A 23,492-nucleotide genomic window follows, 5' to 3' on the forward strand; every position below is an offset into this window, starting at 1 on the left:
CCATACGCGTGAGGAGAAACCGGCCATGCCCGGCAACGGCGTCGTCACCCGCAGCACCCTGCGCCAGCAGATCGCGGACGCGCTCCGTGACGAGGTGCTGGCCGGGCGGCTGCGGCCGGGCCGGGCGTTCACCGTGAAGGAGATCGCCGACCAGTACGGCGTCTCCGCCACCCCGGTGCGCGAGGCGCTGGTCGACCTGTCCGCGCAGGGCATCCTGGAGGCCGACCAGCATCGCGGCTTCCGCGTGCCCGAGTACGCGCTCGCCGACTACCGGCACATGATCGAGGCCCGCAGCCTGGTCACGGACGGCATGTTCCAGGCCCTCGCCGCCGGGCACCCCGCCTTCCGCACCGCGCCCGAGGACCCGCGCACCCTCGCCCTGCTGGCCACCGTCCGCCGCCGCGGCGAGGAGGCCCAGCGCGCGGCCGGCGCGGGTGACCTGACCGTACTGATCGGCTACGACCTGCGCTTCTGGCGCGAGTTGAGCGTCCTGTTCGGCAACCCCTACCTCGGCGACTTCCTGCACCGGCTGCGCGTGCAGTCCTGGGTCTGCGCGGTCCAGCACCTGCGCCGCCTCCCCGATCTGCGCGGCCGGCTGTGGGCGGGGCACACGGAGCTGGTGGAGGCCCTGGCCCGGCGGGACGCCGAGGCCGCCCGCGCCCTGGTCGCCGCGGCCAACGCCCACTCGCTGGCCCTGCTGGAAGATCTGTCCGATAGCTGAGCGGACGTGGGGGTATGGGACCACCCGCGCACCGATTACGCTTCCCGGACCACCTCTTTGTGTGAGGAGCTCTCCTTGGCCTGTGACCTGTGGCTGGTACCGCTCGTCGACGTGTTGTGCCACACGCCGGACAACCCGTTCGCCGAGGAACTCGCGCACTACAACCACGCGCTGGCCGCGGCGGGGCTGCCGCCGGTGCCGGTGTACCAGTACATGCCGGGCCTGTCCGGCGAGGTCGCGCCGGTCGCCGGGTTCGACTACGACGCCCTGCACTTCCTGCGCCGCGCCTATCTGCTCCAGGTCTGCGGCCTGCCGGTGACACCGGTGGACGAACTCGGCGGGGACTACGAGCAGTTGCTGGAGATGTTCGAGTCCACGGCCCAGCAGTCGCACCTGGTCTGGCACTACGACCACGCGGGCGCCTACGTCCCGGTCGACTTCCCGCATCCGCTGTCCGACGAGCAACTGCTGGCCGGTGGCGGCCCCTTGGGCTCCGCCCAGGCGCTGCTGCGCGAACTCCAGTACGTCGCCCCGGTCATCGGCATCGATCCGGCCAACCCCCCGACGCCCCCCGCCCCGCCCGCGGCCCCCACCGAGCTGGAGGAACCGGCCGCCCCCACCCCCTACGACCCGAACCCCTTCTCCCGCGAACGCCACGTCTGGCTGGGCCTGCACGCCGCCGCGACCCGCTCGCTGGCCCAGGGCTCGATGATCGTCTTCAGCTGACCGGCCCCGGCGTACGGCACCCGCCCGTCCGTGGCGGTGAGCGGGTGCCTGGGTGTCCGGTGTCCGGTGTCCTTGCCGGGCTAGAAGACCGGCGTACCCGCCTGGGTCAGCTTCCAGTTGGTGACCGCGAAGCCGGCCGGGTCGAGGGTCTTGGTCGCGGTGACGTAGTCGATCATCATGTCGCGGATCTCGTTGGTGGAGCTGTACGCGATCTCCGCCGTGGCGATGTGCGGGTAGCCCGAACCACCGTTGGCCCGGTAGTTGTTGACGGCGACCACGAAGACCTGGCCGGCGGCGACGGGGGCGCCGTCGTAGCTGAGGTTCTTGATGCGGGAGCCCTCGGGCTGGGCGATGTCGATGTCGTAGTCGACACCGGCCGCCGTGTCGTACATGTAGTCCCAGAAGCTGTTGGCGTTGGTGAGGGTCGCGGTGTCGACCTTCGTGCCCGCCGGGACCTGGTGGTAGTACTTGGCCGCGTACTCCAGGTAGTCCTTGAGCTGGGCGCCCGTGAGCTTCTTGGCGTAGAGGGTGTTGTCGTAGATGTAGAGGCCGGCGATGTCCTTGATGGTGACGTTGCCCCGGGGGATGTCGGCCGTGCGGCTGAAGGGCGCGGCGACCGAGATCAGCGGGAGGGCGGCGTCCGCGGCGGACAGGCCGGTCTTGACCGTCTCGATCTGGACCTTGTGGATGAAGTCCATGATCGGCACGTCCTTCCAGCAGGACTCCGCCGCCGAGAGGTCCGCCGTGCAGGTGCCGACCGGGGTGTTGACGTACTTCACCACCAGCTCGTGGTCGGCCTCCAGGAGCTTCTTGATCTGCGGGTCCTCGGCCACCCCGTTGGGGTTGAGGGTCTGCGCCTTCTTGCCCGTCACCTTCCACTGTCCGTGGTGCAGTTCGAGCTCGAAGTCGAAGACGCTGAGCCGGTAGCCCCAGCAGTACGGCTCGGACAGCAAAACGTCCTCGCCGGTCTGCTCGTTCTTGACGGTGTACGACGGCACCTCGACGTGGGTGTGGCCCACCAGGATCGCGTCGATGCCCGGGACCTGCTCGGCGACCAGGTTGGACGCGTTCTCGACGTAGGGGAGTTCGTCGCCCCACGAGGAGGAGCCGTCCAGGCCGGAGTGGTCGGTCAGGAAGACGACGTCGCAGCCGAGGGCGCGCAGCCGGGGCACGTACTTCTTCGCCTGCTCGACCAGGCCCGGGAAGACCAGCTTGCCGCCGACGTTGTCCTTGTCCCAGATCGCGATGCCGGGGTTGGTCAGGCCGAGGATGCCGACCTTGATGTCGGGGGCGCCGGGGACCTTGATGCGCTTGACGGTGTACGGCTCGAAGGCCGGGCGCAGCGTCTTGGCGTGCAGGGCGTTCGCGCCGAGCAGCGGGAAGTCGCACTGCTCCTCGAACTTGCGCAGCGTGTCGATGCCGTAGTTGAACTCGTGGTTGCCGAGGGCGGCGGCGTCGTAGCGCATGTGGTTCATGGCGACGGCCATGGGGTGCTTGGGGCCGCGCTTGCCGCCGGTGCCGGTGATCGGGTCGATCCGGGCGAAGTAGTAGGCGAGCGAGGTGCCCTGGATGATGTCGCCGGCGTCGACGAGCAGCACCCGGTGCTCGCCCTTGGCCTCGCGCTGCTGCTTGATGAGGGTGGCGACGCGGGCCACGCCGACCGAGTTGCCGGCCTTGTCGGTGTAGGGCGCGTCGGCGTAGTAGTCCCAGTCGAAGACGTGGCCGTGCAGGTCGGTGGTGCCCAGGATGGAGAACGACCAGGTGCGCGGCGCCTTTCCGTGGCCGTGACCCTTCTCGGCCGCCTCGGCGGTGCCGCTGCCCACCGCACCCGCCGCGGCGACGGCGGCGCCGGTGACGGCCGACTTCTTCACGAACTGCCGGCGGTTCATGGGACTGTGGGTCATTCAAGGCTCCTGAGACTGGAGTTGGCGCGTGCAGGGGGCGTTCCGTGCGGAGGCTACCCGCGTAGATCGTGCTCGCGCCCCTCGGCGCCGCAAACCAGGAAATGACCATGTCCAGGTCAAGGATGGGTCAGGTGGGGCCGGACACGGCAGCGCCCGCCGGTCCCACCCGAAGGCGGATCCGGCGGGCGCTGCCGCACGGTGAAGACGGGCCGAACTCCCGCTTACCGGAAGGGGCTAGAGGAACGAATTGATCTCGATCGTCTCGTCCCGGCCCGGACCCACGCCGATCGCGGAGATCGGGGCGCCGGACATCTCCTCCAGCGCCTTGACGTAGTTCTGCGCGTTCTTCGGCAGGTCGGCGAAGGTCTTCGCCTTGGTGATGTCCTCGGACCAGCCCGGCAGGTTCTCGTAGACCGGCTTCGCGTGGTGGAAGTCGGTCTGTGAGTAGGGCAGTTCCTCGACGCGCTTGCCGTCGATCTCGTACGCCACGCAGACCGGGATCTGCTCCCAGCCGGTGAGCACGTCCAGCTTGGTGAGGAAGAAGTCGGTCAGGCCGTTGACCCGGGTCGCGTAGCGCGCGATCACCGCGTCGAACCAGCCGCAGCGGCGGTCACGGCCGGTGGTCACACCGCGCTCGCCGCCGATCCGGCGCAGCGCCTCGCCGTCCTCGTCGAACAGCTCGGTCGGGAACGGGCCGGCGCCGACGCGGGTGGTGTACGCCTTGAGGATGCCGATGACCCGGCTGATCTTCGTCGGACCCACGCCCGCGCCGGTGCAGGCGCCGCCGGCGGTCGGGTTGGAGGAGGTGACGAAGGGGTACGTGCCGTGGTCGATGTCGAGCAGCGTGCCCTGGCCGCCCTCGAACAGCACGACCTTGTCCTGCTCCAGGGCCTGGTTGAGGATCAGCACGGTGTCGGCGACGTACGGCTCGATCTGCTCGGCGTAGCCCAGCAGTTCCTCGACCACCTGGTCGGCGGCGATCGCGCGGCGGTTGTACAGCTTGGTGAGGACCTGGTTCTTGACGTCGAGCGCGGCCTCCACCTTCTGCTGGAGGATCGACTCGTCGTACAGGTCCTGGACCCGGATGCCCACGCGGTTGATCTTGTCCGCGTAGGTGGGGCCGATACCGCGCCCGGTCGTGCCGATCTTCCGCTTGCCGAGGAAGCGTTCCGTCACCTTGTCGACCGTGACGTTGTACGGCGTGATGACGTGCGCGTTGCCGCTGATGAGCAGTTTGGAGGTGTCGACGCCACGCTCGTTCAGACCGCTCAGCTCGGAGAGCAGGACCGAGGGGTCGACGACGACACCATTGCCGATGACCGGCGTGCATCCGGGAGAGAGGATGCCGGAGGGCAGGAGGTGGAGGGCGTACTTCTGGTCGCCGACGACGACCGTGTGGCCGGCGTTGTTGCCGCCCTGGTATCGCACCACATAATCCACCGATCCACCGAGCAGGTCGGTGGCCTTCCCCTTGCCCTCGTCACCCCACTGAGCACCGAGCAGCACAAGTGCGGGCACGCGCGTACACCCCTTCCGGGCGGGGCATGTCCAAGGTCAGGGGCACGGGCGTAAGGTTCACCGCCGCGTGCCACCGCGACCGTCGTTGGCCGCACAACCGTCGGACCGGATGCCCCGGAATAGACGAAGCCCCTGGCGCAATAGCGCAAGGGGCTCTTGCACAAAGATGCTACCCGAGGAAGCGAGGCAGGACCGAGGTGGCGACTTTCGCGATGTCCGATCAGCTGCTGGTGATCATCGATCCGGGGGCACGGCAGACGGACGGGGAGTCCGTACGGATCGCGAAAGACGTGCTCAGCGCGGGTGCGGCGGCCAAGGTGTGTCTTCCGGAGGGGCCGGAGGAATTCGCCCGGGCACTGGGCCGTCGGGGTTCCCGCCGGCCGGTGGTGGTGGGCGACGACGCCGCCCTGGTGCGCGCGGTGACCCTGCTGCACCGGGAGCGGGAACCGGCCGGATGCGCGCTGTCGGTGGTGCCGGTGGGCGAGACGCTCACCCTGGCGGCGTCCCTGGGCGTGCCGACCGGCGCGGTGGCGGCGGCGCGGGCGGTGCTGGACGGCGCGGAGCGGCGCCTGGACCTGCTGGCCGACGACAGCGGCGGCCTGGTGCTCGGCGCGCTCGCCATCCCCCCGGCCCCGGCGCGGGTGCCCGCGCCCACGCCGATGGCGGCCGCCGGCCGACCCTGGTACCGGTCCCTGGTGCGCACCCTGACCCCGCGCCCGACCCGGCTGTCCGCGATACCCGCCCCCGGCCCCACCCGGCTGCGGGTGGAGGTCGACGGCGAGGCGCTGGTGGACCTCGACCAGCCGGTGGAGTCCCTCTCCCTGGCCCCGGCCGGCGGCGGTCTCGCCGAGCTGGAGGTCCGCCCCCTCTCGACGGGTACCGCGGCCGGGCCCCTGCGGGCCGCCGGGCACACGGTCACGGTCACGGGCCCCGACTTCCACTACCGGGCCGACGCGAAGGTGACGGGCCCGGTACGGCGGCGGACCTGGCGGGTGGCCGAGGGGGCGTGGGGACTGGTGCTGCCCGCCCGCGGATGACCCCGCACGCATCGCCCCAATGGTCTAGTGACAAATATTTAACCGCGCCGACCCCTTCCCGTGCCCCCTTCTCGTCCAGCATCCTGCTCCATCAGGACCCATCAGGACCCATCAGGACCCAAGGGACCGGACCCGGAGGGGGTCATTCATGGCAGTGGACGAGGGTGTCGTACCGGCGGCGGACACCGACGGAGGCGAAACGATTCATCGGCTGAAACCCAATGCCGTCGGGCTGCTCGGTGTGGTGTTCATGGCCGTGGCCACGGCCGCGCCGATCACCGCGATGACCGGGAACGTGCCGTTCATGGTGTCGTCCGGCAATGGCATCGGGGCGCCCGCGAGTTATCTCGTCGCAATGGTCGTACTGGCAATCTTTTCCGTCGGATTCACCTCGATGGCGAAGCACATCACGTCGACGGGCGCCTTCTACGGATTCATCTCCTACGGCCTCGGCCGCACGATCGGGCTCGCCTCCGGGCTGCTCGCCACCTTCGCTTACGTCGTCTTCGAGCCCGCGCTCATCGGGATCTTCTCCACCTTCGCCACGACCACCCTCCGGGACCAGACCGGGGTGCACCTGCCCTGGTGGTCCTTCGCGATCCTGATGCTGGCGATCAACGCCACCGGCACCTGGTTCGGGGTCAGCGTCGCCGAGAAACTGCTGGTGGTGCTGCTGGCGACCGAGGTCACGGTGCTCGCCGCGATGGCCGTCTCGGTCGCCCTGCACGGCGGCGGGCCGCACGGGTTCAGCCTCGCGCCGGTCGACCCGGTCAACGCGTTCAAGGGCACGTCCGCCGGGCTCGGCCTGTTCTTCGCCTTCTGGTCCTGGGTCGGCTTCGAGTCCACGGCGATGTACGGCGAGGAGTCCCGCGACCCCAAGCGGATCATCCCCAAGGCCACGATGGTCAGCGTCCTGGGCGTCGGGGTCTTCTACGTCCTCGTCTCCTGGATGGCCATCTGCGGCAACGGCGAGAGGGAGGCCGTGCGGGCGGCGTCCTCCGCGAACCCCCTCTCGATGTTCTTCGTCCCCACCGAGCGGTACGTCGGCCACTGGGCCGTCGACGTCATGCAGTGGCTGATGATCACCGGGTCGCTGGCCTGCGGGATGGCCTTCCACAACTGCGCCGCGCGCTATCTGTACGCCCTGGGCCGCGAGGGCGTGCTGCCCTCCATGCAGCGCACCGTCGGCCGCACCCACGCCCGGCACGGCTCGCCGCATATCGCCGGGCTGGTGCAGACGGGGGTGGCGGCGGTGCTGATCGGCGCGTTCTGGATCGCGGGGAAGGATCCGTACACGGGCACGTACGTGCTGCTCGCGATCCTCGGCACGATGGCGATCCTCGTCGTCCAGGCCGTCTGCTCGTTCGCCGTGCTGGCGTACTTCCGCTCGCACCACCCGGAGAGCCGGCACTGGTTCCGCACGTTCGCCGCGCCACTGGTGGGCGGGGTGGCGATGCTCGGGGTGGTGGTGCTGCTGGTGTCCAACATGGGGGCGGCGGCCGGGAGCGAGTCGGGGTCGCTGGTGCTGCGGGCCACGCCGTGGCTGGTGGGGGCGGTCGCGGTGGTGGGGGTGGCGTACGCGCGGTACCTCAAGCGGCGGGCGCCGGAGCGGTATGCGCTGGTGGGGCGGACGGTACTGGAGGAGACGAAGGAGAGGTGACGGCGCGTCGCCCGGCCGACGCGCCGTGACCGACGCGCCGTGGCTGACGGGCCGTGGCTGATGCGCCGTGGTGGTCGAGCGCGCCACTTCCCGTGCCCCTGACGGGCGGCGGTGCAGTCGGTGCTCCGGCTGGGCGGCGAGGAGCCCTCCGGCCGGGCCGAACCCGTTCTCGCGGGCGCGGTCGGCAGGCCGCGCCGGGCCGCCGGGCATCTGGTGATCGCCTTCGGGGGCTCGGCCCTGCTGATGCCGCTCACCGGCCTGGGCTTCGCGGCGGGCCAGGGCAAGGACACCGGCCCGCTGCCGGCCGCGTGCCTCGTCCAACCCCCCCGCGATCCGGGTCGTCGGCGGCGCGGTCCTCCTCCTCGGCTGGAGGGACACCGGTGTCTCACCGCACTTCCACGCTCAGGCCCTCCAGGCCCCGGATGACGAAGTTCGGTTTGCGGGTCGGTTCCTTTGCCAGGGTGAGGGTGGGGGCCTGGTTCAGGAGGGCGGTCATGGAGGCGGTCAGTTCGAGGCGGGCCAAGGGGGCGCCGATGCAGTAGTGGATGCCGGCGCTGAAGGAGATGTGGGGGTTGTCGGCGCGGGTGAGGTCGAGGCGGGTGGGGTCGGGGAAGACGGCGGGGTCGTGGTTGGCGGAGCCGAAGAGCAGGGCGATCTCGGCGCCGCGCGGAATCACCGTGCCGTCGATCTCGATGTCGTCCAGGACCCAGCGCTCGAAGAGCTGGAGCGGGGTGTCGTAGCGCATCAGCTCCTCGATCGCGGTCGGGATCAGGGAGTGGTCGGCGCGCAGCGCGGCCAGCTGGGCGGGGTTGCGGAAGAGCGCCCACCAGCCGTTGACCGTGGCGTTGACGGTGGCCTCGTGGCCCGCGTTGAGCAGCAGGACGGCGGTGGAGACCATCTCCTGCTCGGTCAGCCGGTCGTCGTCCTCGTCGTGCGCGGCGATGAGCCCGGAGATCAGGTCGTCCCCGGGGCGCCCCCGCCGCTCGGCGATCAACTCCCGCAGGTATTCGGTGAATTCGACCGACGCGCGGACCGCACGGACCGCCGTGTCCTCGGACGGGTTCAGCTCGTACATCCCGCAGATCGCCGCCGACCAGGGCCGCAGCTGCCCCCGGTCCGCCTCCGGGATGCCGAGCATCTCGGCGATCACCGCCACCGGCAGCGGCTCGGCGACGTCCGTCAGCAGGTCCCCGCCGCCGTCCCGGACGAGGCCCCGGACCAGTTCGCCGGCCAGGCCGTGCACGTACGGCCTCAGCCGCTCCACCGTGCGCGGGGTGAACGCCTTCGACACCAGCCGCCGGATCCGGGTGTGGTCCGGCGGCTCCAGGTCCAGCATCCCGTGATCGTTGAGCGTCCGGAACGGCTCGTGCGCGGGAGGCGGCGCGCTCTTGCCGAACTCCTCGTGCGAGAACCGGTGCTGGTACGTCCGCCCGAGCCGCCGGTCCCGCAGCAGCGCCGAGACATCCGCGTGGTGCGGCACCAGCCACTGGTCGGTGGGCTCGTACCGCACCACCCGCCCGCGCGCCCGCACCTCGGCGTACGCCGGGTACGGATCGGCCGTGAACGCCGGGTCCCAGGGGTCGAAAGCGAGGTCTACAGGCCCTGACATGCGCCGACGCTAACCCGCCGGACCGGATCTGACCAGGCCGCGGACTCAGCCCGGCGTCACCAGCCGCGCCTCGTACGCGAAGACCGCCGCCTGGGTGCGGTCGCGCAGACCCAGTTTGACCAGGATGCGGCTGACGTGGGTCTTGGTGGTGGACTCGGCCACGACCAGGCGTTCGGCGATCTCCGCGTTGGACAGGCCCTGGGCGATGAGGACGAGGACCTCGGTCTCCCGCTCGGTGAGGTCGCCGTAGGCGCCGCTCTGGGTGGTGGGCAGGGGACGGCGGACCTCCGCCAGGCGGGAGAACTCGGAGATCAGGCGTTTGGTGACGGAGGGCGCGAGCAGCGCCTCGCCCGAGGCCACCACCCTTACGCCGTCGGCCAGTTGGCGGGCGGAGGCGTCCTTGAGGAGGAAACCGGAGGCGCCCGCGCGCAGGGCCTGGTAGACGTACTCGTCCAGGTCGAAGGTGGTCAGCACGAGGACCTTCGCCGCGGTGCCGGCCGCGACGATCTCACGGGTCGCCTCGATGCCGTTCATCTCGGGCATGCGGATGTCCATCAGGACGACGTCCGGGGCGAGTTGCCGTACCCGCTCCACCGCCTCGCGGCCGTTGACGGCCTCGCCGACGACCTCGATGTCGGGCATCGCGTTCAGCAGGACGGAGAAGCCCTCGCGGACCATCATCTGGTCGTCCGCTATCAGGACACGGATCGTCATGCGCCGTCCTCGGGTCCGGCCGCCGGGGGTGCCACGGGGAGGAACACCGTCACCTCGTAGCCTCCCTCGGTCGTGCGGGCCGCCGTCATCTCGCCGGCCAGCATGGTGACACGCTCCCGCATGCCCGTGATGCCGTGCCCCGCGCCCGGTGACGGTTTCAGCAGGCTCGGCGCGGGCGGCGGGCCGTTGACCACGCGCAGGCCGAGGCCGCCGAGGACGTAGGAGACCTCCACCCGGGCGCTCGCCCCCGGCGCGTGCCGCAGGGCGTTGCTCAGCGCCTCCTGGACGATCCGGTAGGCGGACAGCTCCACCCCCTGCGGCAGTTCGCGCACCGCGCCGGTCACCGTCTTGTCCACGGTGAGCCCGGCCTCGCGGACGTTGGCGAGCAGCCGGTCCAGGTCGGCGAGCGTGGGCTGCGGGGCGTCCGGCGCCTCGTGGTCCTCCGCGCGCACCACCCCGAGGACCCGGCGCAGCTCGGTCAGGGCCGCCACCGCGTTCTCCCGGATGGTGACGAACGCCTTCTCCAGCTCCGGTGGCGGGTTCTCCACCCGGTAGGGCGCCGCCTCGGCCTGGATGGCGACCACCGACATGTGGTGGGCGACCACGTCGTGCAGCTCCCGCGCGATGGTGGTGCGCTCCTCCAGGAGGGTGCGGCGCGAGCGCTCGTGCTCGGTCACGGTCTGCTGCGCGGTCACCTCCAGGGCGGCCTCCTTGCGGACGTGCCGCACGGCGACCACCAGCAGGATCAGCGCGGACAGGAACATCATCTGGGCCACGTCGTCGCGGGCGTACACATGGCCGAACAGGCTCGCGTCGAAGAAGCCGTACACACCGGTCAGCGCCCACATCCAGGCCGCCGTGCGGGGCCGGGTGCGGATCGCCACGACGGTGAGCACCACCAGGTGGGAGAAGAAACCGCCCGGCGTCCAGATGCCGCCCATCGGGTCGCCGGTGACGGCCCCGATGACCGTGCACGCCGCGAGGGACAGCCAGAACGCCCCGGCCGGGCGGGCCAGGGTCAGCAGGACCGGTGCCAGGGTCAGCAGCGCGCAGACCAGGGCCGACGCGGTGAAGGTGCCGGCGCGGAACAGGTCGATCCACATCGCCAGCACACCGAGCAGGGCCACCGCGGTGTGCGGGGCCCAGACCGCGTACTCCCGCAGCCGGCCCGAACGGCGGCGCACGAGACGGCTGTCCGGGCCCAGCGGGGGCAGCGGCCGGTAGGCGAAGGCGTCGTGGAACAGGTCCTGCCGCAGCCCGGCGAGGGCATCCGCGGCCAGCCGGAGCTCCGGGCTGCGCGGGCGGCCGGACCCGAACGGCGGGGTCGGGCGCGGGGGCGTCGTCTCGGTCACCCGGTCAACGGTAGGCGCCGGACGGGGGCCGGTCGTCAGCTTGGAGTCGGGTTCCCCGGTGTCCGTCTCAGGTACTACCCGGGGCATACGGCCCTCACCGCGTCCCCGGCCGGCGTCCAGCCGACGGGAACTCTGCGGGAGGCCAGGGCGGTAACCAGGTGGGACCACACACCGCGGGAGTGGTCCGCCGCCCTGACCTCTTTCGGGTTCTCGGACATCAGGACCGAGATCATCTCTCCCCCGGCAGGAAGGGACACGGGGTCCCTCCTCGTAAGGGCCCACGCATGAGGTTTTCCCAGGGGGGTCCAGGTGAGCCGGGTGCGGACTCGTCCGAATGGTCCACCACGGGATCGATCACCTGGACGGCTTCACCAGGCCAGTTGGGCGATCTCCTCCGCGACCACCGCGCACGCGTCCGCCGACGGGTCGATCAGGGGGAAGTGGCCGACGTCCGCCAGCAGGGTCAGGCCCACCATCTCGCCCGCGGTCGCCGCGGCGTCCGCGTACGCCTCGGCGACCGCTTCCGGTACGACGAGGTCCGCGCGGCCCTGGACGACGGTGGTGGCGATGCCTGTCGGGAGGAGGAGGGCGGGGTCGGTGTACGGGCGGCGGTGCTCGAAGTGTTCGGGACCGCCCAGGAGTTGGAGGGAGGCGTGTTCGCAGACGGCCAGTCGCTCCGCGGTCGTGAAGTCGGCGATCGGGGCGAGGGCGACGACGCCGCGCAGGGGGGCGGCCTCGGGCAGGCGCCAGGGGGAGTCGGCGGGCAGGAGGTGCCGGGCGGCGGCCCACAGCGCGAGGTGGCCGCCGGCGGAGTGGCCGGTGAGGACGGTGCGGCGGGCGTCGGCCCCCGGGAGCGCCGTACGGGCCAGGTCCGGGAGGGCGTCCAGGGCGGCGGCGACGTCCTCGAAGGTGTCGGGCCAGCGGCCGGCGGGCGGGGTGTCGCCCTCGGGCTCGCCGTCGCCGCCGCGGCGGTACTCGACGTTGGCCACGGCGAAGCCCCTGCGGGCCAGGAAGCCGGCGAAGGGGGTGACGTGGCGGCGGTCGTAGCGGGCGCGCCAGGCTCCGCCGTGCAGGACGACGACCAGCGGGGCCTCGGTGTCCCCCGCCGTGCGCGGGGCGTAGAAGTCGATCACCTGGTCGGGGTGGGTGCCGTAGGAGGCGGTGGCATCGGGGTCGACCGGGTCGTGCGAGAAGGCCGACTCCTCTTCGGCGGCGGCGCGGGCTGCTGCGGCGGCGTCGTCCGGCATGCTCCAACCTCTCAACGACGGGACGTTTCTTGGTTCGGCGGACCAGGTGGGGGTCTTCGTCGGCCGTTGGCGGGGAACGGTATCAGGCGTGTGACGTGCGGCTACGTGGGGTCCGGGGGTGGGGGACGGGGGGTGGGGGACGGGTCGCTCGCCCCACGCCGGCCAGCCGCCCCGAAGGGGCGCGGGGAACCGCGCGACCAGCCACGGCGCACCCGCGCACCGCACTCGGCGCCCGGCGCCCGAACCCCGCCCACCCCCATCCGACGACGCCGCCGGACCGGAGCGGACGGGGCCCCCGGGATTACCTCAGCACCGCCCCCAGCACCCTCGCCGCCCGCTCCGCCTCCGCGAAGCTCGTGTACAGCGGGGTGAAGCCGAAGCGGAGGACGTCCGGCGGGCGGAAGTCGCCCACGACGCCCGCCTCGATCAGCCGCTTCATGACGTCACCGGCGTTCTCGCAGCGCAGGGACACCTGGCTGCCCCGCTCGCCGTGGGCGGTCGGCGTCACGGACTCCACCCGGTCCCCGGCGTACCGGGCCACGCACGACAGGAAGAAGTCCGTCAGCGCGAGCGACTTCGCGCGGACCGCGTCGATGCCCACGCCCTCCCAGACCTCCAGCGCCGCCTCCAGCGACAGCATGGAGAGGATGTCCGGCGTACCGACACGGCCGCGCACCGCGCCCGGCGCCGGATCGTACGACGGCCTCATCCCGAAGGGCTCCGCGTGGGAGTTCCAGCCGGGCAGCGGGGAGTCGAAGCGTGGCTGGAGTTCGCGGCGGACGTACAGGAACGCCGGTGAACCGGGGCCGCCGTTCAGGTACTTGTACGTGCAGCCGACGGCGAGATCGACCCCGTGCTCGTCGAGCCCCACCGGCAGCGCGCCCGCGCTGTGGCACAGGTCCCACACCGCGAGCGCGCCCGCCGCGTGGATGGCCGCGGTGAGCGCGGGCAGGTCGTGCAGCCGCCCGGTGCGGTAGTCGACGTGGTTGAGCAGCACCGCCGCCGTGCGGGGCCCGAGCGCGTCCGGCACCTCGGCGGGCGTCAGCGCGCGCAGCGTGTGCCCGGTCAGGCGTGCCGCCGACTGCGCGATGTAGCCGTCCGTGGGGAACGTGGTGGCGTCCACCAGGATCTCGGTGCGCCCCTGACCCGCCATCCGGGCCGCGGCCACGACCGCCTTGAACACGTTGACGCTGGTGGAGTCGCCGACCACGATCTGCCCCGGCGCCGCCCCGACCAGCGGAGCGATCCGGTCGCCGATCCGCTCGGGCGCGGTCCACCAGCCGCTCTCCTCCCAGGAGCGGATCCGCAGCTCGCCCCACTCACGGCGCACCACGTCCGCGATCCGGTCCGGGACATGCGCGGGCAGCGCGCCCAGCGAGTTGCCGTCGAGGTAGACGACGTCGTCGAGGACGAAGCGGGAGCGCACCGGCGCCAGCGCGTCCGCCGCGTCCAGCTCCTTGGCCCGCGAGGTGAGTTCAGACATAGGACCGGGCCGTCCACAGCTCGGGGAACACGTTCTTGCGGGCGCGCTTCTCCAGCCAGGCCACCCCGGCGGAGCCGCCGGTGCCGGTCTTGGAGCCCATCGCGCGGCGGGTGGCGACCAGATGGTCGTTGCGCCAGCGCCACACCAGCTCGGCCACGTCGGTCAACGCCTCGCCGAGACGGACGAGTTCGCCGTCCTGGGCGCCGGAGTAGACCTCGGCCCAGACCTGTTCGACGGCGGGGACGGGCTCATGGCGCTGGGAGACGTCCCGGGACAGGACCTCGTCCGGGATCGCGTGGCCCCGGCGGGCCAGCAGCCGCAGCACCTCGTCGTAGAGGCTGGGCTCGTGCAGCGCCTTCTCCAGTTCCGCGTGCGCGCGGGGGGCACCGCGGTGCGGGACGAGCATGGACGCGGACTTCTCGCCGAGCAGGAACTCCAGGCGCCGGTACATCGCCGACTGGAAGCCGGAGCCCTCGCCGAGGGCGGCGCGGTAGGAGTTGAACTGGGCGGGGGTGAGACCGGCGAGCGGGGTCCAGGAGGCGTTCAGGGCCTCCAGCTCGCGCACGGAGCGCTTCAGCGCGGCGATCGCCGTGGGGACGTCGTCCGAGCGCAGCGCCTTCGCGGCGGTCTCCCACTCGTGCACGAGCACCGTGAACCACAGCTCCATCACCTGGGTGGTGACCAGGAAGACCATCTCGCCGGGGTCGTCGGAGAGGGTGTGCTGGAGGTGGGTGAGCAGGTCCGCGCGGACGTAGTCCTCGTACGGCGTCGTGCCGGCGAAGTCGAGATGCGGGGTCTCGGGCTCAGCGGCCTCGTGGGGGTGAGCCTGTTGGGACATCGCTGTCTCCTGTTGTTGCTACGGGTAGCGGTCCGCCCCTGCCGATGCCGGCACGGGGGCCCCGGTCCCCACTCGCATCCTCCGCAATCACCCCCGGTACGGCAAGGCCCGCCTGTTGCCAGACGGGCCACACAGGTGACGCGCGGTGTCTCAGCCGAGGGTCGACGCCGCGGTGGGCGAGGAGTCCTTCAGGAACTGGGCGCAGCGCTCGTACTCCTCCTGTTCGCCGATGGCCTGGGCGGCGCGGGCGAGGGCGTGCAGGGCGCGCAGGAAGCCGCGGTTGGGCTCGTGCTCCCAGGGCACGGGACCGTGGCCCTTCCAGCCGCTGCGGCGCAGGGAGTCGAGGCCGCGGTGGTAGCCCGTACGGGCGTAGGCGTACGACTCCACGACGGAGCCGCGCTCGAAGGCGTCGTCGGCGAGCTGCGCCCACGCGAGGGAGGAGGTGGGGTGCTGCGCGGCGACGTCCGCCGGCGCGGTGCCCTGGGCCAGCTGCTCACGGGGTTCCGGGTCATCGGGGAGGTGGGTCGGGGGCGGCCCGCCGAGCAGGTTCTCGTGAATGGTCATGGGTTCAGTCTCGCGTACCGGCGTCCACGTCCGGCAGAACCCCTGGGGGGTGGCTACGAACCGGCCCGCTCCCCCTCCAGCGGAGGCGCCGTCAGCGAGCAGTGCGTATGCCGCTCCGGGTGCCGGCATTCCGGCGTCGGGCGTCCCGTGACCAGGAAGAACGCGAGGATCGAGCCCAGCACCAGCACCCCCGCGCAGATCGGCATCGCCCGGTTGAACGAGGCGTCGAAGGCCGGCGCGGAGCGGTACGCGTCCGCGCCCATCCCGGCCAGCAGCGGCAGCGCCGCCACCGCCACCAGGCCCGCCGCCCGGGCCGCCGCGTTGTTGATGCCGCTGGCGACGCCCGCGCGGGCGGTGTCGACGGAGGCGAGGACCGTGGCGGTGAGGGGGGCGACGAGGGTGACCATCCCGGCGCCCATGACCAGCAGCGCGGGCAGCACGTCGGTGAGATAGCTCGCCCCCGGGCCGACGCGCAGCATCAGCAGCATCGCGGCCGCGCACAGCAGCGGCCCGACGGTGAGCGGCAGCCGGGGGCCCGTGCGGTCGGCCAGCGCGCCCGAGGCGGAGGAGAACAGCAGCATCAGGATGGTGGTCGGCAGCAGCGCCGTCCCCGCGACCAGCGGCGACCAGCCGACCGCCACCTGCAACTGGAGCGCGGTGAGGAAGAAGAAGCCGCCGAAGGCCGCGTACACGCACAGCGTGACCAGGTTGACCGCCGTGAACTGCCGTGAGGCGAAGACGTCCGGCGGCAGCATGGGGTCGGGCCGGTGCCGTTCGACGTACACGAACGCGGCCGCCGCGGCGAGCCCGAGCACCGCGCTCACCACCACCGCGGCCGTGCCCGCCCGCGCCTCGATCAGCGCGTACGTCAGCAGCGCCAGCGACAGCGCGCCCAGCACCGCGCCGAGGACGTCGAAGCGGCCGTGGGCGCCCTCGTCGGCCGACTCCGGGACATGGCGCAGGGCCACCGGCACGCAGAGCAGGGCGAGCGGCACATTGAGCAGGAACACCCAGCGCCAGCCGGGCCCGGAGACCAGCCAGCCGCCCAGGAAGGGGCCGACCGCCGCGCCGATCCCGCCGAACCCGGACCACAGGCCGACGGCCCGGCTGCGGTCGTCGGGGTGGAAGGACGCCTGGATCAGCGCGAGCGAGCCGGGGGTGAGCAGTGCCCCGCCGACGCCCTGGAGGGCGCGGGCCACGATCAGCAGCACGGAGTTCGGCGCGATGCCGCACAGCAGGGAGGCGGTGGCGAACCAGACCACCCCGAGCACGAAGATCCGGCGGCGGCCGTAGCGGTCGCCGAGGGAGCCGCCGAGCAGGATCAGCCCGGCCAGCGTGACCATGTACGCGTTCACGGTCCACTGGAGGGCGCCGAGGCTCGCGTTCAGATCGCGGCCGATGCGGGGCAGCGCCACATTGACGACGGTCGAGTCCAGCAGGGCCATGCTGGAGCCGAGCACCGTGGTGAGCAGGATCCACGTACCCCGGGACGAGCCGATCCGGACTTCGGGCATGCCCCCACATATACAGCGAGACGGCGGCCCCGGCACATACAGCGGACGGCGGCCCCGGCGGCCCGAAAGCCGCCAGGTCCGCCGTGCACGGCGCCCGAGCGCTTACTTGATCTTGTTGCCCGCGGAGCGCAGGTGCCGCGTGGCCTCCACGACGCGCGCGGCCATGCCGGCCTCGGCCAGCTTGCCCCAGGTGCGCGGGTCGTAGGACTTCTTGTCGCCGACCTCGCCGTCGACCTTCAGGACGCCGTCGTAGTTGGCGAACATGTGGCCGGCGACGGGGCGGGTGAAGGCGTACTGGGTGTCGGTGTCCAGGTTCATCTTCACCACGCCGTTCTCCAGCGCCGTGCGGATCTCCTCCTCGCTGGAGCCGGAGCCGCCGTGGAAGACGAAGTCGAACGGGGACTCCTTGCCGAACCGCGCGGCCACGCCCTCGTTGAGCTCCTTCAGCAGCTCGGGGCGGAGCACGACGTTGCCCGGCTTGTACACGCCGTGCACATTGCCGAAGGACGCGGCCAGCAGGTAGCGGCCCTTCTCGCCGAGGCCGAGCGCCTCCGCCGTACGGATCGCGTCGTCGACCGTGGTGTACAGGGAGTCGTTGATCTCGTGCGAGACGCCGTCCTCCTCGCCGCCGGTCGGGGTGATCTCCACCTCCAGGATGATCCGGGCGGCGCGGGCCTGCTCCAGCAGCTCCTGCGCGATCTCCAGGTTGTCCGCGAGGGTCTCGGCGGAGCCGTCCCACATGTGCGACTGGAACAGCGGGCCGAGACCGGCGTCGACGCGCTTCTTGGACAGGGCGATCAGCGGACGGACGTACCCGTCGAGCTTGTCCTTCGGGCAGTGGTCGGTGTGCAGCGCGATGTTGACCGGGTACTTCTCCGCGACGATGTGCGCGAACTCGGCGAGCGCGACCGCGCCGGTCACCATGTCCTTGCTGTACTGGCCACCGAGGAACTCGGCGCCACCGGTCGAGATCTGGACGATGCCGTCGCTCTCCGCCTCCGCGAAGCCGCGCAGCGCGGCGTGCAGGGTCTGGCTGGAGGTGACGTTGATGGCCGGGTAGGCGAACTTGCCTGCCTTCGCCCGGTCGAGCATCTCGGCGTAGACCTCGGGAGTTGCGATGGGCATCTGTCCGCTCCTTGTGTTGCGGGTGGGTTCTGCGTACGGCCCTGGACCTGGTGGGTGACGTCGTCGTCGGTCCCCCATCCTTCCAGACGGCGGGTGACGCACGACGCCCCCCAAGTCCAGGTCACACGGGAGTGTCAGTCCAGACCCAGTTCATCCTTCGAGAAGGCGAAACGGTACGGCACCCCCGCGCCGGCCTCGATCTTCTCGGCGGCGCCGGTCGCGCGGTCCACGATGGTCGCGACGGCGACGACCTCGGCACCGGCCTCGCGCACCGCCTCCACGGCGGTGAGCGGGGAACCGCCGGTGGTGGAGGTGTCCTCGACCACCACGACCCGGCGGCCCCGGATCTCCGGGCCCTCGACCCTGCGCTGCATGCCGTGCGCCTTGGCGGCCTTGCGGACCACGAAGGCGTCCAGCCGGCGCCCGCGCGCGGCGGCCGCGTGCAGCATGGCGGCCGCGACCGGGTCGGCGCCCATGGTGAGCCCGCCCACCGCGTCGAACTCCAGGTCCTCGGTGAGGTCCAGCAGCACCTGGCCGACCAGCGGGGCGGCCTCGCCGTCCAGGGTGACGCGGCGCAGGTCGACGTAGTAGTCGGCCTCCAGACCCGAGGAGAGGGTCACCTTGCCGTGCACCACGGCCTTGTCCTTGATCTGCTGAAGCAGCTCAGCCCGTACATCGCTCATGCGGCCAGCTTAGAGGCGCCGCCAGCTCCAGGTCGTGGTCGCCTCCAGCGGCTCCAGGGGCGTGACCAGGCGCGGGCAGGTGTTCAGCCCGTTGGGCGGACCGGTCTGCGGCTCCACGCAGATTGCCTCGTCCTGCTCGTCGTAGACCACCACCCACTCCTCGCGGCTCGCCACCTTCAGCTCCAGCAGGCCCGGCCAGGTGAGCGTGACGTCGACGCCGCCGGGCATCCCGAAGCAGTCGTCCCACGGGCCCGGTTTGGGCTCGACGCGGTTGCCGGTGGGCAGGTGGTCGGCGCCGCGCTCCTCCTGCCAGGCGGGCGCGAAGTCCAGGGCCGCGTCGACGCCGTCGAGGGTGCGGTGGAACCAGGGGTGCCAGCCGATCTGCGCGGGGAACGAGTCGTCGTACGTCTCCACGGCCATCGTCAGCGTCAGGCTGTCCTCGGCAAGCGCGACGATCTGGGTGACGCGGCCGGAGTGCGGCCAGGGGTCGGTCAGTTCGTGCGTGATCACCGCCTCGTGCGCGGTGACGCGCGCGGTGCGCCAGGCGCCGTCGCGGGCCGTGCCGTGGATGGCGTGCGGCGGGGAGTTGAGGGGCATCCGGCGGACGATGCCGCCGTCCAGGAAACGGCCGTCGCGGATGCGGCCGGCCCAGGGGACCATGGGGAAGCAGCCGAAGCGGTCGCCCTGCCGCAGCAGTTCCGTGCCGCCGATCCTCAGTCCGCCGATGCGGCCGCCGTTCCCGGGCCGCACGATCACCTCCGCGTCGCCCGCGGTCAGCGTGATGTCTTCGTCACTCACGGGACGACAGTACTGGGGCGGCGCCCGAAGGTGCGCGACCGTGTCCGATACGCGGCTCCGTCCCGCGGGCGGACCGGCCACGGCGAAAGCCGCCCGAGGCGGACGGTCTCAACGGCGTCGGCGCAGTGCCCGGCCCACCACGAACGCCGACGCCACCGCCAACGCCGCGGCCGGCGCCGCCCACTTGAGCGCCTGGTTCGCCGAAACGGTCTGCGGGGCCGGTACCGGGGCATAGCGGCCGCGTGGCGGGGCGTGGTCGACCTCCTCCGCGCTGCGGCCGATCATCGTGCGGCGGGCGTGGGCCGCCTCGGCGGGCGGGACGCCGGTGTCGGTGAAGTCGTCCGCGGGGCCCTCCCCGTCGTCCGCGGGGCCCGCCCCGTCCTCGGCCGTCTCCTGCGCGTCGTCCTCGTCGTCCGCGTCGGGGTCGGGGTCGGGGTCGAGCGAGGATGGCGGAATCTCGGTGTCGAAAACGGACGCGTGCCCGGCCGCCGACGCCTCTTGCGCCTCCTCGGCCTCTGCCGCCTCCTCCGTCCCGGTCCCGGGCTCCTCCGCCCGCTCCCCCAGCGCCTCCAGGAACCGGGTCAGCAGCCGGGTCGCCGCCGCGGCGACGGTGTCGGCGGGAAGCTCCGCGATCCGGCCGGAGGCGTCCGCGCCGCCCTCGGCCGTGACCGTCGTACCGCCCTCGGCGTCCGCGAGGCGCAGGGTGAGGGCGAACGTGACCGCGCCGCTGCCGCGGGCCTCGGTGGCGTCGCCCTCGACGGTGTACGCGCCGTCCTGCCGGGCGAGCACCCGCGCGGTGCCGCGATAGGTGACGGAGTGTCCGCCGACGCGCAGTTTGAGGCGCCCGGCGACGGGCGGGGCACCGGCGTCCTGCTGGAGCCCGGGGACGGCCCGGGCGACGCGCGCGGGGTCGGCGAGTGCCGTGGCGAGACGGTCGGCCGGGACCGGGACGAAGACCTGCTGCTCCATGTCGGCTGAGCCTACCCAGGTGGAGGCGGATCGTACCCTCGCCGGAACCGGCACCCGCTCAGTACCGCGGATGGATCAGGGTGGAGGGGGGCAGCCCCCCGATCCGGGTTCGCTCGGCCGCCCGCCGGTCCGCGGCGAGGGCGGCCGGGGTGAGGGTGGCCGCGGGGACCGCCGGGTCCAGGCGCAGGGGTGGCGCGGCGCGGCCCGCGGCGGCGAGCAGGAAGCCCCAGTCGTGCGGGGCCTCGGGCGCGCCCGCCGAGCGGTCGGGGCCCGCCGGGAAGCCGGGGTCGTGGCCGAGGACCCGGTAGGGGGTGGCGGCGAGCCCGGCCGCGCGCAGGGTCGCGGCGACCGTCCAGAAGACGCGGGGGCGGGTGGTGGCGGACCCGGCGTGCACGACGAGGCGCCCGCCGGGGGCGAGCACGCGGCGGGTGAGGCCGTAGAACTCCTCGGAGTACAGCTTGGTGCTGGCGGTGATGCCGGGGTCGGGGAGGTCGGCGATCACGACGTCGTACGCGGCGCCGGGCGCGGCGCGCAGCCAGTTGAGGGCGTCGGCGGTGGTGAGACGGACGCGGGGATCGGCGTAGACATGGCCGTCGGCGGCGGCGAGGCCGGGGTCGCTGCGGGCCAACCGGGCGAGCCCCGGGTCGAGTTCGACGATGTCGACGCGGCGCACTCCCCGGTGGCGCAGCACCTCGCGCGCGGCGAGGCCGTCGCCGCCGCCGAGGATCAGCACGCGGGCGTGCGGTCCGGTGAGGGCGGGGTGGACCAGGGCCTCGTGGTAGCGGCGGGCGTCCTGGCCGCCGACGCGCAGCCGGCCGTCGAGGTAGAGGTCGAGGGGGCGGCCGCCGGTGCCGCCCGCGAGGACGACCTCCTGCACCCCGGTCTGCACGGCGACCCGGACGTCGGTGCCGTACACCGCCCGGCGCGCGGCGCGTTCGAAGTCGGCGGAGAGGGCGGCGGCCGAGGCGAGGACGCCGAGGACGGCGAGGCCGACGAGGAGCAGGGTCCAGCGGGCCCGGCGGGTCAGGTCGCGCCGGAAGAGGCCGAGGACGAGGGCGCCGCCCGCGACGAGGTTGACCGTGCCGGTGAGCAGCGCGCCGGTCAACTGGCCGCAGAACGGCAGGAGTACGAAGGGGAAGGCGAGGCCGCCGACGAGGGCGCCGACGTAGTCCGCGGCGAACAGGTCGGCCACGGCGGCGGGCGCGTCCTGCCGGCGGATGCGCTGGATCAGCTCCATCAGCAGCGGGACCTCGGCGCCGATGAGCAGGCCGATGGCGAGCGAGAAGGCGACCAGCAGGCAGCGCGGGCCCTCGGCCCACAGGCCGCCCCAGCCGCCGGTCCAGGCGAACACCGCGTACAGGGCCATCGCGCTGCACCCGCCGACCAGGGCGAGCAGGGTCTCCACCGCGCCGAAGCCGACGGCGGTGTGCCGGCGCAGCCGTTTGGCGCCGAGCGAGCCGATGCCCATCGCGAACACCATCACGGACAGCACGACGGACGCCTGGGTGACCGAGTCACCGATCAAGTACGAGGCGAACGCGACGAGTTCCAGCTCGTACACGAGTCCGCAGGCCGCGCAGACGAAGACGCACGCGAGGACCAGGAACCGCCCGGTGCCGGGCCGGACGGGCAGCCCTGCGGGGCCGGTCCGGGAGGGCGGGGCGCCCGGGGGCGCGGGGGCCTGCGGTTCGATCACGCTGCGACGTTACGTCACGCGACGGGCACGCTTCGTCACCCGCAGGTGTGTATCTGGGGGCAGTTGACCCCATCCGGGTTTATGCGGCGGACGTCCCGGACTACGCCGCGTCGGCGTCCTGGCCGGGCCGCCCGCCGCGCGCCCGCGCCCCCACCCGGGTCCGGGTGGCGACGAGTTGGCCGTCCTGCGGGTAGGCGTGCCAGGTGCGCCAGTGCACATGGTCCTCGTGCCGCTGGGCCAGCATCGCGGTGAACGCGTGCGGGCTGCCCGGGAAGACACCGGCGAGTCCGTGCGGGTGCTCGGAGACGAGGGCGAGCAACTCCTGGGCGCGGCCCGCGAAGGAGCCCGGGGTGAGCATCTCGACGCGCGCCGCGAACTCGTACTCCCAGTCGCCGACGCGCTTGGCGACGCCGAGCGGCAGCGGGGTGCTGGAGCCGGGGATGCAGGCCACGGTCTCGGAGCACAGGCCGCGGTCCTCCTCCAGGAGGATCTGGTGGGAGGCGCCGAGGAGCCTCAACTGGAGTTTGGTGCCGGTCAGTTCGAGGTCGAGGGTGGCCAGGGCGGGGAGCGGCTCGCGCCCCAGGGCCCAGGCGAGGTCGGCAGCGCGCGTATCGCTGTACGTGGTGTTCAGGGTCGTGAGCATGGATCGGCTCCGCTAACACGCAAATGAGGGGAGATGGCCGTGTCAGCCCGGCCGGCCCGGCCGGTACGAGGCGTCTGCGAGACGTCCTGGGGGCTGCGTTGGCTGCATTGGCGTTTTAGAGGGAATCATGAACAGAGGCCCTGCCACAGCGTTTTTACCCAACTACGGGGGCATTCCATCCCTCGGGGGGCTCACAGTTCAACTGTTCCACCACGGCGTACGCCGGGAGCGGGTGCCAAGGGCCCGCACCCCTCGTCCCAGCAGCCTCTCCCCGGCGCCGTCCGCCCCGTCCGCCTCAGCTGCTCCCGCAGCCACCGCCGCCCCCGCAGGACGACCCGCCGCCGCAGGAGGAGTGACCCCCGCACGAGGAGTGGCCGCCGCCGCAGGAGTGCCCGCCGTGGTGGCCCCCGTGGCCCCCGTGGCCCCCGTGGTGCCCATGGTGCCCGCCGGACGAGGAGGACCCGGAGTCCCCGGCCCACCAGCTGCCGCCGCCCGCGCTCCCGGCCGCGCCGCCCCGCCGCGCGGCCCCGCCCTTGCCCCCGCCCCGCCTGCCGCCCTTCTTCCCGGACACCCGCGCGATGACGACGAACAGGACGAACACTCCCACCAGTCCGACGACGAACGGATCCATGGCGCCACCTTCTCCCGGTCCCCCGAAGCCACCCCCCGTGGGCGCCTCGTCCCTCCCCGC

General features: G+C 72.6%; 21 protein-coding genes and 1 pseudogene. 5 read left to right on the forward strand and 17 right to left on the reverse strand.

What is annotated here, in order from left to right:
• Window positions 1–25 precede the first annotated feature (25 nt).
• A complete protein-coding gene (locus QHG49_RS16505; protein WP_145487060.1) occupies window positions 26–721 on the forward strand; it encodes a GntR family transcriptional regulator in 696 nt (231 codons plus the stop codon).
• Between the two features lie 75 nt (window positions 722–796).
• Window positions 797–1,447 carry a hypothetical protein gene (locus QHG49_RS16510; RefSeq protein WP_159703496.1) on the forward strand — a complete coding sequence of 217 codons (651 nt, stop codon included), beginning with the start codon at window positions 797–799 and terminating at the stop codon, window positions 1,445–1,447.
• Between the two features lie 80 nt (window positions 1,448–1,527).
• Here the strand turns inward: QHG49_RS16510 and QHG49_RS16515 are convergent, their stop codons facing one another.
• Together QHG49_RS16515 and QHG49_RS16520 are read right to left on the reverse strand one after the other, a co-directional pair.
• Entirely contained in the window at window positions 1,528–3,351 is a 1,824-nt protein-coding gene (locus QHG49_RS16515; RefSeq protein WP_301490158.1) for a bifunctional UDP-sugar hydrolase/5'-nucleotidase, read from the reverse strand.
• A gap of 234 nt (window positions 3,352–3,585) precedes the next feature.
• Window positions 3,586–4,869, reverse strand: coding sequence for an adenylosuccinate synthase (locus QHG49_RS16520; RefSeq protein WP_145487057.1), 1,284 nt, complete (start codon window positions 4,867–4,869; stop codon window positions 3,586–3,588).
• 212 nt (window positions 4,870–5,081) lie between these two features.
• On the opposite strand from QHG49_RS16520, the gene QHG49_RS16525 reads away from it, so the two are divergent.
• The 3 genes and pseudogenes from QHG49_RS16525 to QHG49_RS16535 all read left to right on the forward strand — a co-directional run.
• Window positions 5,082–5,906, forward strand: coding sequence for a diacylglycerol kinase family protein (locus QHG49_RS16525; protein WP_201300623.1), 825 nt, complete (start codon window positions 5,082–5,084; stop codon window positions 5,904–5,906).
• 148 nt (window positions 5,907–6,054) lie between these two features.
• Window positions 6,055–7,566, forward strand: coding sequence for an APC family permease (locus QHG49_RS16530; protein ID WP_159703487.1), 1,512 nt, complete (start codon window positions 6,055–6,057; stop codon window positions 7,564–7,566).
• 111 nt (window positions 7,567–7,677) lie between these two features.
• Window positions 7,678–7,930, forward strand: a pseudogene (locus tag QHG49_RS16535) (ABC transporter permease); the annotation flags it as partial.
• A gap of 21 nt (window positions 7,931–7,951) precedes the next feature.
• On the opposite strand, the gene QHG49_RS16540 reads toward QHG49_RS16535, so the two are convergent.
• From QHG49_RS16540 to QHG49_RS16610, 15 genes are all read right to left on the reverse strand, one after another.
• On the reverse strand, window positions 7,952–9,175 hold the full coding sequence (locus QHG49_RS16540; RefSeq protein ID WP_301490159.1) for a cytochrome P450: 1,224 nt from the start codon (window positions 9,173–9,175) through the stop codon (window positions 7,952–7,954).
• Between the two features lie 45 nt (window positions 9,176–9,220).
• On the reverse strand, window positions 9,221–9,889 hold the full coding sequence (locus QHG49_RS16545; RefSeq protein WP_159703481.1) for a response regulator transcription factor: 669 nt from the start codon (window positions 9,887–9,889) through the stop codon (window positions 9,221–9,223).
• Window positions 9,886–11,241: a sensor histidine kinase gene (locus tag QHG49_RS16550; RefSeq protein ID WP_301490160.1), complete on the reverse strand. Its 1,356-nt coding sequence runs from the start codon at window positions 11,239–11,241 to the stop codon at window positions 9,886–9,888. The genes QHG49_RS16545 and QHG49_RS16550 overlap by 4 nt, the downstream gene beginning before the upstream one ends.
• Before the next feature lie 368 nt (window positions 11,242–11,609).
• Window positions 11,610–12,488 (reverse strand): alpha/beta hydrolase, encoded by an 879-nt coding sequence (locus QHG49_RS16555; protein ID WP_301490161.1) that lies wholly within the window; start codon window positions 12,486–12,488, stop codon window positions 11,610–11,612.
• 301 nt (window positions 12,489–12,789) lie between these two features.
• Window positions 12,790–13,971 carry a kynureninase gene (kynU, locus tag QHG49_RS16560; RefSeq protein ID WP_159703472.1) on the reverse strand — a complete coding sequence of 394 codons (1,182 nt, stop codon included), beginning with the start codon at window positions 13,969–13,971 and terminating at the stop codon, window positions 12,790–12,792.
• Window positions 13,964–14,809, reverse strand: a complete 846-nt coding sequence (locus QHG49_RS16565; RefSeq protein ID WP_145487049.1) for a tryptophan 2,3-dioxygenase family protein — start codon at window positions 14,807–14,809, stop codon at window positions 13,964–13,966. Before QHG49_RS16565 ends, kynU begins: the two co-directional genes overlap by 8 nt.
• 150 nt (window positions 14,810–14,959) lie before the next feature.
• Window positions 14,960–15,373, reverse strand: coding sequence for a DUF3151 domain-containing protein (locus QHG49_RS16570; protein WP_037658410.1), 414 nt, complete (start codon window positions 15,371–15,373; stop codon window positions 14,960–14,962).
• Between the two features lie 53 nt (window positions 15,374–15,426).
• Window positions 15,427–16,887, reverse strand: a complete 1,461-nt coding sequence (locus tag QHG49_RS16575) for an MFS transporter (RefSeq protein ID WP_159703466.1) — start codon at window positions 16,885–16,887, stop codon at window positions 15,427–15,429.
• A gap of 102 nt (window positions 16,888–16,989) precedes the next feature.
• On the reverse strand, window positions 16,990–18,012 hold the full coding sequence (fbaA, locus tag QHG49_RS16580) for a class II fructose-bisphosphate aldolase (protein ID WP_145487046.1): 1,023 nt from the start codon (window positions 18,010–18,012) through the stop codon (window positions 16,990–16,992).
• Window positions 18,013–18,146: 134 nt separating this feature from the next.
• Window positions 18,147–18,695: an orotate phosphoribosyltransferase gene (gene pyrE, locus QHG49_RS16585; RefSeq protein WP_037658405.1), complete on the reverse strand. Its 549-nt coding sequence runs from the start codon at window positions 18,693–18,695 to the stop codon at window positions 18,147–18,149.
• A gap of 9 nt (window positions 18,696–18,704) precedes the next feature.
• Window positions 18,705–19,493 carry an aldose 1-epimerase gene (locus QHG49_RS16590; RefSeq protein WP_159703463.1) on the reverse strand — a complete coding sequence of 263 codons (789 nt, stop codon included), beginning with the start codon at window positions 19,491–19,493 and terminating at the stop codon, window positions 18,705–18,707.
• Between the two features lie 108 nt (window positions 19,494–19,601).
• Window positions 19,602–20,462, reverse strand: coding sequence for an SRPBCC family protein (locus QHG49_RS16595; RefSeq protein WP_301490162.1), 861 nt, complete (start codon window positions 20,460–20,462; stop codon window positions 19,602–19,604).
• Window positions 20,463–20,520: 58 nt separating this feature from the next.
• A complete protein-coding gene (locus QHG49_RS16600) occupies window positions 20,521–22,158 on the reverse strand; it encodes a polyamine aminopropyltransferase (RefSeq protein WP_159703422.1) in 1,638 nt (545 codons plus the stop codon).
• A gap of 100 nt (window positions 22,159–22,258) precedes the next feature.
• Window positions 22,259–22,801 carry a DUF2617 family protein gene (locus QHG49_RS16605; protein ID WP_145487042.1) on the reverse strand — a complete coding sequence of 181 codons (543 nt, stop codon included), beginning with the start codon at window positions 22,799–22,801 and terminating at the stop codon, window positions 22,259–22,261.
• A gap of 295 nt (window positions 22,802–23,096) precedes the next feature.
• Window positions 23,097–23,432, reverse strand: a complete 336-nt coding sequence (locus QHG49_RS16610; protein WP_301490163.1) for a hypothetical protein — start codon at window positions 23,430–23,432, stop codon at window positions 23,097–23,099.
• Between the last annotated feature and the right edge of the window lie 60 nt (window positions 23,433–23,492).

Source organism: Streptomyces sp. WP-1 (genome assembly GCF_030450125.1).
GTDB classification, from domain to species: Bacteria; Actinomycetota; Actinomycetes; order Streptomycetales; family Streptomycetaceae; genus Streptomyces; species Streptomyces incarnatus.